The organism is Bifidobacteriaceae bacterium (assembly GCA_031281585.1).
Lineage (GTDB): Bacteria > Actinomycetota > Actinomycetes > Actinomycetales > WQXJ01 > JAIRTF01.
On sequence record JAITFE010000035.1, the window covers coordinates 19,150 to 31,006 of the forward strand.

7 protein-coding genes and 1 tRNA gene are annotated in these 11,857 nt (G+C 65.2%); 4 read left to right on the plus strand and 4 right to left on the minus strand.

The features are described from left to right. The first annotated feature begins 220 nt into the window (after positions 1–220). From LBC97_03775 to LBC97_03785, 3 genes are all read left to right on the plus strand, one after another. Positions 221–1,525, plus strand: coding sequence for a pentapeptide repeat-containing protein (locus LBC97_03775; protein MDR2565176.1), 1,305 nt, complete (start codon positions 221–223; stop codon positions 1,523–1,525). A gap of 193 nt (positions 1,526–1,718) precedes the next feature. Beyond that, the gene (locus LBC97_03780; protein MDR2565177.1) at positions 1,719–3,230 is read left to right on the plus strand and encodes a hypothetical protein; all 1,512 of its coding nucleotides are present in this window, start codon (positions 1,719–1,721) and stop codon (positions 3,228–3,230) included. Between the two features lie 261 nt (positions 3,231–3,491). Beyond that, positions 3,492–6,827 (plus strand): hypothetical protein, encoded by a 3,336-nt coding sequence (locus tag LBC97_03785; protein MDR2565178.1) that lies wholly within the window; start codon positions 3,492–3,494, stop codon positions 6,825–6,827. A 679-nt stretch (positions 6,828–7,506) separates the two neighbouring features. Here the strand turns inward: LBC97_03785 and LBC97_03790 are convergent. From LBC97_03790 to dcd, 3 genes are all read right to left on the minus strand, one after another. After that, a tRNA-Arg gene (locus tag LBC97_03790) sits at positions 7,507–7,579 on the minus strand. A gap of 189 nt (positions 7,580–7,768) precedes the next feature. Then, complete coding sequence (locus LBC97_03795) at positions 7,769–8,785, minus strand: hypothetical protein (protein ID MDR2565179.1); 1,017 nt, start codon at positions 8,783–8,785, stop codon at positions 7,769–7,771. Positions 8,786–8,792: 7 nt separating this feature from the next. Beyond that, a complete protein-coding gene (dcd, locus tag LBC97_03800) occupies positions 8,793–9,368 on the minus strand; it encodes a dCTP deaminase (protein ID MDR2565180.1) in 576 nt (191 codons plus the stop codon). Positions 9,369–9,730: 362 nt separating this feature from the next. Between dcd and LBC97_03805 the strand changes: the two genes are divergently transcribed. After that, entirely contained in the window at positions 9,731–10,033 is a 303-nt protein-coding gene (locus LBC97_03805; GenBank protein MDR2565181.1) for a DUF1540 domain-containing protein, read from the plus strand. 65 nt (positions 10,034–10,098) lie between these two features. Here LBC97_03805 and aceB read toward each other — a convergent pair whose 3' ends face one another. Then, positions 10,099–11,772, minus strand: a complete 1,674-nt coding sequence (gene aceB, locus LBC97_03810) for a malate synthase A (protein MDR2565182.1) — start codon at positions 11,770–11,772, stop codon at positions 10,099–10,101. Positions 11,773–11,857: the final 85 nt, after the last annotated feature.

Below are 11,857 nucleotides of genomic sequence, written 5' to 3' on the forward strand. Positions count from 1 at the left end.
GAGTCGAGTCCGGCGAACCGGATCAGCCCGGCCTCGTCCCGTCTGAACGCCTCGGCACGAAGCGCTGTCGGCCCTCACTTAGGGTCGGGTGTCGTGTCCCCAGGTTGTTCATGGATCGCCGTAACCCGGTTGGCCCATGGGCGGTGTGGGGCTGGTCTCCCGGAAGCTGACGCCGGCTGGTGAGTGGCAGAGCGTCGCGGTTCACGGTAAGACAGACTGCATGATGAGCAGGCGCGGCAAGAATCCACCCGCTGTACCCAAGTCGGGAGTGGACGGTTCGCTCACGCCCCACAAATGGCTGCTCGCCGGGGCCATAGCGACTGCGCTGGTCGGCCTGGGCGTCGCAGGCGGTGTGTTCTTCGCGCTCCGGTGGGCCTTCCCCTCCCCGGTTGGAGTTAGTGCCGACGAGTGGCTCTACAACCTGGTGAGATCGACCATTGCCGCAGTCGGGGTGCTGACTGGGGGCGGGGCGGCGTTCATCGCCTATCGGCGCCAGCGCTCTATTGAAGCTCAGAACAAACTCGACCAAGCGCAGAACCGAATTGACCAAACTCGATCGGAAACCGACCGGTATGCCCGCGCGGTCGACCAACTCGGCAACCCTGCCGCCGCGATCCGACTGGGCGGTATCTACGCCCTGGAGCACCTGGCGAAAGACTCGACGCCGAATCAGCAGATGATCGTGGAGGTACTTGCTGGCTTTACGCGCAACCGCATGGCGGAAACTGCGGAAACCCATTGGCAAAGGGAGGATGTGTCAAATGGCCCAATCACAGCCTGCTGCGAACCGACCCACGAAGCACTTGCGAGAATCCCAACGGACGTCAAAGCGGCCCTTACTGTCCTCTCGCGTCTGGCCAGCAAACGCGGCGCACCCCCGGGTGATTTGAGCCACGTCAGTCTGTCAAGAGCCGACCTGCCCGAGTTCACGATCGCGAATTTGAACCTATTCGGTGCGGACTTGCGTGAAGCGAACCTGCGCGGGGCGGACCTTTCCCGATCAAGTCTCCGCAATGCCAACCTGATGCGTGCGGATCTGTCCCACGCGTGTTTGGGCGGCGCGGACTTGTCGCGCGCTGATGCGGGTGGGGCGAACCTGCGCGAAGCGGACTTACGTGAGGCAGACCTGCGCGAAGCGGATCTGCACGGAACGGACCTGCGGCGTGCGAAGTGTTCCCGCGCCAACATGAGCGGTGCGGGCCTGGGCGGCGCGAATCTGGCCCGGGCGGACCTGGCCGGGACGGACCTGACCGGCGTAAGCTTGCGCGGCGCAAGACTTCACCAGGCGGATCTGACCGGCGCGGATCTTCGTGGCGCGAACCTCACACAGGCGGATCTCGCTGACGCGGTTTTGGCTAACGCCGACTTTGCCGGTGCGGATATGGCCGGTGCAAACTTGGCGCGGGTGGCGCTATCTGGGGAGCAGGCGGCGTATGCGCGCACGCGACATGCCTTAAACGTGTTGGATGACGCCGAATCCCTTCCCGGCCCCACGGTTCCCGCGAAACAACGAGCAACCGATTGACGCAAGACAAGTCGGGCTTTGCCCGCGGACAGCCGTCGCTGTGTCATCTGCCTTGGGGGCTTTGCCTTGCTGGCGCTGTTTCCCCGCTACACGGCCGCAGTTCGCCGCTCCGTTGATCGCCCACCGACGCCCGCGGTCGGTCGGCGGCCTGCTGAGCAGGAACCGGCCTGATCTCCGGCGCTCCCGCTTCGGCGTGCCCGGCACTCTTGGTTGCGGCGCTGGCGGCAAGACGGGTTTGATTGTGCTCGTGGAAAAGGTGTTGATCTTGCCGGGGATCGGGGCTTCGTGTCTTGAGCCGGCGGATGGACGGTGGCGTTTCGGTCCTGGTCTGCCGGCGGGAGCGGTGATCAGCCCGGACCGTCTAGCGCTGGCCGATGACAACCCGCTCCAACCGGTCGGAGTCCTCAATCGGTGCATCGGCGTGCAGCATTTGGCCGTTGTGCCGGGCTACGATCTGCTGGCGCGGAGGATGAGCAAAGCAGGGGTTGCTGGGCGGGCTACTGTGGCCAAGGGTCCGAACCCCGCCGACGATTTCGACCGGCAAGCGCAGGTGATTATTGTCCCGTACGATTTCCGGCGCTCAAACGCCGAGTCGGCCCGATGGCTGGCGCGAGTTGTGAACGAGTGCCTTTCGAGCGAGGACCATGTCACAGTGGTGGCTCATTCGATGGGGGGCTTGGTGGCCAGCTATTGGTTTGCGGTGCTTGGCGGTTGGCGGCGTTGCCGCAGCCTGATCACGGTCGGCACACCTCATCGGGGCGCTCCCAAAGCGCTCGATTGGCTGGTCAACCCGACGCGGTCGCCACTGCGCCGACCGGCCGTAACAGAGGTTTTCCGGACCTGGGACTCAATGTGGGAACTGCTGCCGGACTATCCCATGTTGGAGTCTGACGGACAGTGGCGGATTCCGGCCGAGGTGCCGAATATCGACGACTTGACATTCGATGGTTTCGGGCGGCGGGCGCGGCGGGCGTTGAAGTTTCATCGGATGCTTGACAGCGCCTGGCGGGACTTGGACCTTGAACAGCAGCGCAAGCTCACTTGTCTGCTGGGGTTTGGGCACGCGACGCCTTCGTCGGCGGGCGTACGTGGATCGGGCGGCCGATTGAGGCTGGCGATTTCCAATCAACCGCCTCCCGCGCAAGTCGACGGTCCTGTGCTTCACGGCGGGGACCACACCGTCCCGCATTACTCATCTTGGATAGAGGTCGACCAGGTGATGCCTGAGACCTTGCCGGACCGACATGCGCCCCTTTGGAACACATCGGCGGTCGCCTCGAAGGCCTTGGCGCCTCTCGTCCCCCGGCTCGGGCATGTTCGCGGCGAGCCGGCGGCCCGGCCGGGGTGGGTGTTGGATACCGACCTACCGGATGAGCTGCCGTTGGGTCAGGCCCAACAAATCCGCGCCAAGGTTGGCCGCAGTTCGCATTGTTCGAGCGGCGGTGTGGCGCCACTCGGGTCTGGTAACCCCAGCGAAAAAGCGGAAGGACTGGAAGGATCTGCCGCGCAACTGGAAATATGTCGTGTGAATCCGGCGTCCCAGCCGTGCATCGTCAACCTGTGCGCCGACGGTCAGGGTCGTTGGAGAGGCGAGTTTCCCGCGCTGCGTGACGAGGGTGTCTACTTGGTCACCTGCCGCGTCGCTGCGGGGAGTAACCTGATCGAAGACACGCAACTGGTGGTCGCCATTCCCGCGCCCGAATAGCAGCGGGATCTGCGGTGCCAGCGCATCATCACAGCCCCAAGATCAGAGCGGAGCACCGGCCCCATGAACGCTTCGGATTCCACGCACGGGAGCGGCGCTTGGCCGCCTTGGAACCCTGACCACCCGCTCGACCTTGCGCGTTACGTGTCACCTGTCACCGTGCGCAGCTTGGCCGGCGCTGCCCGAGCCGGGCGCGCAGGCCTGCCCGGGAGCGAGCAAGGCAGCGCACGACTAGACCGGGCGCGGGAATGCTTCGACGGCTTGCGATCAGTCGAGATTCGCTACGCTGATGAGCGTTTTCGGGTCGATTCCCGCCAAGACATAGCGACGCCGTGGGAATTGCTGCACGCGCTGAAGCGAGGCAACTGCCTCGACGTGTCGCTGATCTACGCGGCTGCCTGCCTGGACGCCCGGCTACACCCCTGGCTGGTGGTGGTTGAATCCGCTGACCAGGACGCTCAGCACGCCTTGGTGCTGGTTGACCTCCTGGCGGACTGGCCACCGAATGAGATTGAATGGGTTGAACGGGCCGATCGCTTGGTATTGGATGAGCCGCCTGCTGGCCTACTCGAACAAGTCCGCTCCCAGCCTGGCGCGGTCATGGCCCGTTGGCTGCCGGTCGATGTGGCCACCATGCTGCGCCGTCGGGGCGCTGAAGGCCAGTCCGGGGACTTCGAGCGTGCGGTGGAGCGGGGCCGGGAGTACCTAAATGAAGGTTGGCGCTGGTTGTCGGGCGTCGACATCGGGCGCGGCTTTGACCCTGAACAGTGCCACCTCAATGTCGAACCCCCGGCTCGATCACCGATCGAAGCGCCTTACCGGGAAACGGAGCAGTTCAGCCGCTGGGTGGAGCGCGGAGACCTCAGGCTGTTCGACCCGCGGCGACCGCTGGTGCCGTTTGTCGACCGGCCCGAATACGGCACGCTGCGGGATTTCTTCGCCGAGCCGGCCGAGGCGGACAAATCGTTGCTTCGCGTGGCGGTGCTTTACGGGCCGGGCGGCGCAGGGAAGACCCGGCTGGCCTCGGAACTGGCGGACGATCTGAGCCGGTGCGGCTGGCTGACGGGATTCGCGCGCGAAGACTCCGCCATTGAGCAGCGCGAATGGCTCTCCTGGACTACGGCGAACCTCCTGGTCGTGGTGGACTACGCGGAGGCCTCGGACGTGCTGAGCGGCTCGGGGCGCTCTCTAGTGGCTATCCTGGGCGAACGACCTGTCGGCACCCGCACATGCGTCTTGCTGACGTCTCGTCATCATTCAGACAACTTTCAGGCGACAGCCGAGTGGTGGGACACAATCCGCAAGTCGCTTACGGAGACCCCGGCGGCCACCCCCATGTCGGTTCCTTTGCCAGCCCGTCTGAGTTCACACCGTTCGCTGTTCCGACGTGCGCTGAGGGCCTTCGCGGGCCAGGGAGGCGCTTCTGACCGTCAGTGGGAAGTCGACCCGGGATGGTCGGCTCTGGAAATCATGCTGGCAGCTTGGGCCGCGAGCCGCCCGGATGCGCCAGCCGCCCGCCCATCGCGTTCCGAGTTGTATGACACGGTGATCGACCACGAATTGGAGTACTGGCGGCGAACGCTGGACACTACCTTTGACTTGCGAGTCCCGATCGGTTTGCTCAGGGAAGTCGCCGCCTGCATCGCGTTGACGGCACCCAAAACGAGCCGCCTGCGGTTCCTCCTTGAATCCTGCACCGCCCTGCGCGGGCAGGCAGTGGTGGAGCGCAAACTGGCGGTGGCCTCCGCCATGGACGCGCTGCTGACAGAGCAGGCGGGCGGGGAACACGGGAAACCCGAGTTGGCGCAGTGCTCGTGGCGTGGACCAGCCCTCGGCTCGGACACCTCCGGTCTTTCCATCCGCCCCGATCGTGTGGCTGAACGCCTCGCCCTGGACGTGTTCTACGCCGACCTTCAACAGGACCGGACGGGCTCTGCGGGCGAAGACAGCGAGCCGCTGATCACCCGGCTGCTCGCTCGAACCAATGACGCTGAGCGGTCAACCGCCTTGATGACGATCCACCGCATGGCCGAATCAGACTCAGTCGCCGCCGCCCGCCTAGCCCAGGCTGTCTTGGCCACCGACCCAGGCCGCTGGCGAGAAGCCTTCGAAATCGCGTTACAAGCCGGTGGTCCCTTCGCGTCGGCGTTGGAGCGCGTCGCCACGGACAGCCCGGACCAGCTTCCGATGGAGCAAATCGCGAACGAGATTCCCCAGGGCCATGCCTACCTGCGTCAGTTGGCCCTACTCGGCCACATGGCGGCCAACCGCGACGAAAGGGAATATGACGACGCTCGCCGCGCGAAAGCCAGCCTTGAACGTGCGGTGCGGCTAGCCGACGTCGGCTCACGTACAGAAGCGGTACAGGTGGCCCGCGAGGCGCGTGACCTGTATGCCCGGTTGGCCGAGGCGAACCCGGCGGCGTTCTTGCCGAACTTGGTTGACGTCACTTGCAACTGGATGCGAATGCTCGGCGGTGACCTTTCGCTGGTCAACATGGGGGCCCTCATGGGCGGCCTAGCTCCCGGACCGGCTGCCGAATTGTTGGTGCTTTGCGGCGCCAGGTTTGCGGATTCTGGCTCACGCACCACTGTCAGCTGGGGTTTTCTTAGCCTGGCCATTGATTTAGCATCCCGCGAAGCGGACCCGATGTGGGCGGCCCGGTCACGCCAGGTTGTCAGGGCGGTCTCCAGCCAACTCCGCCTTGATCCATCCTCAATCGCTCCAGACGATCCGCCGGCCTGGCTGGTCGCCACGATTGACGAGCGGACAGTGGCCGCCTTGGAAGCTTGGGCAAGCGAGGCGACCTGGAGCCGCCGGGCGGAACTGATCCTCGACCAGGCCGGTCCTGTTTTCAACGATGCCGCGACGCTCGAGGCGTTGAGCCAGCTCCACCCTGACCAGCGGTGGCTTGAGGCGCTCATCGCGCTCAAGCAGCCCTTCGAAGAAGGCAGCCTTCGGGAGACGCTCAAGGGATTGGTTGAACAAGAAGCGGCCGTCGCGTTGCTTAATGGCTGGTTCAGGACGGAGTCTTGGGCTGACTCCGAAGAGTACTTGAAGCGCCATCGGCAGGAACTCGACTCGCCGACCGCCCGGCGTGTGCTGGCCGAACTCGCGAGCAACCACACTGATGAACCGTCGCGGATCACGCTGGAAGCCACTCGCCATTTGGGTATCTTGACGCTGCTGGACGCGGGTGTAGCCGCAGCCGATGTGTATGACATGGTCGAAGACCGATCGACCGCATCAGACCGTGCCATGAACGCCCTTCGGCAAGCCGACGGCGGCATGTTGGTCGCTATCGTTATGGCGGCGCCGGCCGTCGGCGTTCCGGGGACGCTGACCGGCGCACTTCTGCCGCTCGCGTTTACCTGGTTGTTGCCCGGCGATGGACACGAAACAGACGATGAGGCAGAGACTCCTGGCGGTCCCCGCTTGACACCGGAAGCGATCGCGGAAACGATCAGACCCGACCGCGCGCCTATCGCGATCTCCACCTTGAGGCACCTGATCAAAGCGAGACCGGACCTGGCCCCAAGGATCGAGCCCTACGTCGCCGCATTGGTCGGCGCAAGCGTGGAGCCAGTCAGTGAATGAGCCACAATCATCGGCTCCTGTAGGTAGTTCCGGGCGGTCAGCCCTCAGGCCTGAAAGGAGAGCACCCCAATCCGAACCGACGGCCCTCCCCGTCTCCCAAGGGCCGGGCGGCCGGTTTTTTGCGCATGCGCTCCATGAGATTGACTTTGACCTTCTGCCGCTCTATGGCACCACACTCAAGGCCGCGCTTCGGAAGCTCCCTCCTGCGAAACCGGCCCTGACCCCCGTGCCGATCAAGCCCATAGGGCTGACGCCCGCCCCAATAGACCCTTGGGACAGCGGTACCCGCCCGGCAAGTCCTCGCGCAGAACCGCGCGTGGAGTCCGAGCGCATTCGCATCACGTCGTCATATCTCATCAACAGTTCCGGCGCGACCCAATCTCCCCAAAGCCACGAGTTCGTCGCAGTACCACCGGTCGCGACACCGTTCGCTGACACGTCCTGCCTGATCGTGAGCGGCCACATAACCTGGATGGCCGCCACCTTTTCGCGGAAGCGGCCCAAGCAGCCTGTTGCCAAGTGGAGTCAATCTCTCCGGGCAACGCCCAATACTCTCAGGGCCATCCACAGGCATCCGTGCAGGCGGAATCGCGATAGCGCGGTGAAAAGGGGATTGTGCTATCGACTCGGCGAATCAACGGTCCCAACCAACCAAACAGGCGCCCGAGACATCACAGTGCGCGCCTGAAGGGATTCGAACCCCCAACCTTCTGATCCGTAGTCAGATGCTCTATCCGTTGAGCTACAGGCGCATTTGGCCCTTCGGGGGGAAGGGCCGAGGGGACAGTCTACCTGGCGCCTTGACCACGGGCAAACGGACGGCGGGCGGCACCCGTGCCAATGCGCGTGACGGGGACGACATCCACCGGACCCTCGAGGTCGGCGAAATCGTCTGGATTGGTTGTGTCCAGGGGCAGACCGCGCACCCCGGCGGCCAGAGATCAAAGGTCGGTCGGGTCGATCGGGAAGGCGTCCGCGTCCAGGACCTCGCCGCCCACCGTGTGGTGGATGACGCGGGCCAGGGAAGCCAGCAGGTTCGCCATCTGGGACCGGGTGCGGCAGTGGTCGGCGGGCGGGAACTCCATCAACAAGTGCTTTGGTTCGTCCGGGATCCAGCGGACGGTGTAGGCGACGGCGCCCTCGGCGGCCCAGGCGACCCCCCGCAGCGCCAGCGGCGGCGGGTCAACGCCCGCGATCTCGATCACCAGGCCGCCAGCCGGGCCGAGGTCCGCCGCGAGGGCGTACCGGTCCAGGCTGGGCGGCTCCGCCAACGCGGCCTGGTCGCGTCGGTCGGCGCGTTCGTGCAATTCGGCGCGGCGGGAAGCGGACAATTCGCCCGCCCCCCCGGCCGTAGAGGGTTCAGACCAGTCGTCGTAGGAGTCGCCGGATTCGGCGGGAGGCGCCACGGGCGCGAAGTCGTGCCAGTTGATCGCCAGGTCGAACAACGGAACAACCGAGCGGGCGGTGGCCAAGGCGGCATCGGGCTCCAGCCAGAGCGGCGAGAAGACCGTCAAATCGAGGGCGCCGTCCGGCACGGGCGCCACCATCAGACCGGAGTCGTGGAAGCGGACCACGCCGCCCAGTCGGCGGGCGACGGCGACCAGGAACTCGACCACCCGCCGCTCCTCGCGCACGGGGAGCCCGCCGGGGAAGGCGCGGGAGATGCCCGTGGGGTCAAGCGAGCCGGGGAAGGGCCGGTCGCCGCGCTCTGTCAGGGTTGTGGCCATCCAGGCCTGGTTGAGGCCCCGAGGCAGGCCCAGCGACGGCGCCAGGCCGGCGCCAACCGTGTACGGGCCGAACAGCGACGAATACCTCGACAAGGTGATTTCCCCCATCGCCTGTTCCACCGCCCGCCAGCGGGTCGCGGCCAAGATGGCGATCTCGCTGGCGTTGATGTCCGGCGCCAAGACCAGCAGGTGGTGGGTCTGGGCGAGGGCGCTGGTCAGGTTCTGGGGCATGGTCGGCTCAGATGGCGGTCCGGTGGAAGTTCAAATGCGAACGGGACGGTGTTGGCCCCCGCTGCCCCTGGTAGCGCGATCCGGTCGCGCCCGAACCGTAGGGGTGCAGCGCCGGGCTGGACAATTCGAAAAAGCACATTTGCCCAATCTTCATGCCCGGCCAGAGCTTTATCGGCAGGGTCGACACGTTCGACAACTCCAAAGTGACATGTCCCTGGAAGCCGGGGTCGATGAACCCGGCGGTCGAATGCGTCAGCAAACCGAGACGCCCCAGCGAGCTTTTCCCCTCCAGCCGCGCGGCGACCCGGTCCGCCAAACGCACCTGTTCGTAGGTCGAGCCGAGCACGAATTCGCCGGGATGCAAGATGAACGGCTCGTTGGGGGGCACGTCGAATGAGCGCGTCAGTTCGGGTTGCTCCTCCGCCGGGTCGATCACGGCGCAGCGGTGATTGTCGAACAGGAGGAAGTACCGGTCGAGGCGCACATCGATGGAGCTCGGCTGGATCATCGCCGCGTCGAACGGATCCAGGCTGATTTGCCCGGATTCGATTTGGGCCGCGATGTCGCGGTCGGAAAGCAGCACCCCCCAATCCTAACGGGCCGGACCAGCCTGTCGGGTGAGGGGTCCGCCGCCGCGCCCGATGCCGTCCGCCCGCCCCCCAGCCTCATCCCCGCCGCGCTGGGCGTGCGGGGGCGACCAGGCCACCCGGTCCGGGACGCGCCGCGAATTGAGCGGCCGGCCGCTTGGCGAAATAGTGAAATAACGCCACATCGATTTATCGAAATATCCGCATATCGCAATTGGGGCGGAATTAGGCTAGCCAAACCTCTGCTTATGAAAATGGCGTCATCCGCAGGCCGCGCTTGCATTGCGGGAGAAATCGTTGTATCACTTAATCAAACGCCAATATCAAAGCCAACAAGCAATTGGAAAAGGAGCGAACCATGATGACGCTTGATGAACTGTCGAAGGTTTCGGAATGCTCGGTCGCGGGCTGCGCCTACAACGAGGCGGACGCCTGCCACGCTGGCGCGGTCACCATAGCTGGCCCGCAGGGCGAGGCGGGCTGCGCCACCTTCATCCCGCTGACCATTAAGGGCGGCTTCGGCGACGCGGTCGCCGCGGTGGGCGCCTGCCAGCACTTCGAGTGCACCTACAACAGCGAACTCGAATGCGGCGCCCCGGCCATCCAGGTCGGCCTGCGCGGCGCGGCCAGCGCCGACTGCCTGACCTACGCGGCCGCCTGACGAACGGAAAAGAAATGGGGACGGTGCCTATTTCGCTCGCGAAATAGGCACCGTCCCCATTTCTGTCAGATCGGGTTGGTGGGCTGGTCCACGTCCGACCCGACCAGGTATGACACGTACGTGCCGACCGTCAGGAAGGCCGGGAAGTCGTCGTCAATGGCGACGGCCTTGAACGCCTCGGTGGCCTCCTGGTAGCGGTTGCCGGGGAACTTCTCGAAATCGTCCACGATCTCCTTGACCAGAGATTCGACCCGCTCGCGGGTGATCGGGGAGCCCGAATCGGTGGTGGCGCCCGCCGCGATCCACTGCCAAATCTGCGAACGCGAGATCTCGGCCGTGGCCACGTCCTCCATCAAATTGTCGATGGCGGCCGCCCCGTTTCCGCGCAGCCAGTTCTCCATGTACCGGATGCCGACCGAGATGTTGGTCCGAAGCCCCCGCGAGGTGATGGTGGCCCCGGCCCGGCGCGCCGAGTCGACGTCCAGCAAATCCGCTTCGGAAACCTTCACGTCCGAACGCTGGCGCGAAATTTGATTCGGCGCCGAGCCCAACACGTTGTCAAACTCCTCCTGCGCGATCGCGATGAGGTCGGGGTGCGCCACCCAAGTGCCGTCAAACCCGTCCGTGGCCTCCCGCAGTTTGTCCTTGCGGACCTGCTCGAACGCCTGCTCGGTCACCTCCGGGTCGCGCCGGTTCGGGATGAACGCGCTCATCCCGCCCATAGCGGACGCCCCGCGCTGGTGGCACGTCTTGACCAGCAACTCGGTGTACGCCCGCATGAACGGCTGGGTCATTGTGACCTGGGCGCGGTCTGGCAGGACGTACTTGACCCCCTTGTTGCGCAGGGTCTTGATGATTGAGAACTGGTAGTCCCAGCGCCCGGCGTTCAACCCGGCGGAATGGGTCCGCAGTTCGTAAAGGATCTCATCCATCTCGAACGCCGCCGGCAGGGTCTCGATCAGCACGGTCGCGCGGATGGTGCCCCGCTCAATGCCGATGAAATCCTGGGCGAAGTTGAAGATGTCGTTCCAGAGCCGTGCCTCCTTGTGGGACTGGAGCTTCGGCAGGTAGAAGTACGGCCCACGGCCGCGCGCGAGCAGTTCCTTGGCGTTGTGGAAGAAGTACAGGCCGAAGTCCACCAACGCTCCCGGAACCGACTGGGAGAACCCGTTCGGCGCGAAGTAGCGCAGGTGCTTCTCCAACAGGTGCCAGCCGCGCGGGCGGGCCACAATGGTCGGCAGTTCCTTGATGTCCGGCGACTTGACCTCATAGGCCTTGCCCTCCGGGCTGACGTAGTGCAGTTCGCCCCGGATCGCGTCCTTCAGCGAAAGCTGGCCCTCGACCACGTTCCGCCAGGTCGGGGAGAGCGCGTCCTCGAAATCGGCCAGCCAGACCTTGGCCCCCGAATTCAAGGCGTTGACGGTCATCTTGGGGTCGGTCGGCCCGGTGATCTCCACCCGGCGGTCCTCCAACCCGGGCGCCAAAGGTGCCACCTGCCAAGTCAAGTCGCCCCGGATGGCTTCGGTCTCCGCCAGGAACTTCGGCATGGCGCCGCCGTCAATCGCGTCCTGGAACGCCTGGCGGCGCTCCAGCAGCTCGAGCCGCCGGTACGCGAAGTTCTCGTGAAGCACCGTCAGAAAAGCCATGGCCTCGGGGGTCAGGATCTCGTCATACCGCTGTCCGAGCGCCCCCTTGACCTCAATGTGTCCGCGCGGCGTGGTGTTGGTCTCGTGTGTCATTGCGGGGTTGCCTCCTTAGAAAGCAAAAGATGTGTGTGTTCGTCAAACCGTTGTTGAGCGCCGCCGCCAAAGTGACCAAGAACCG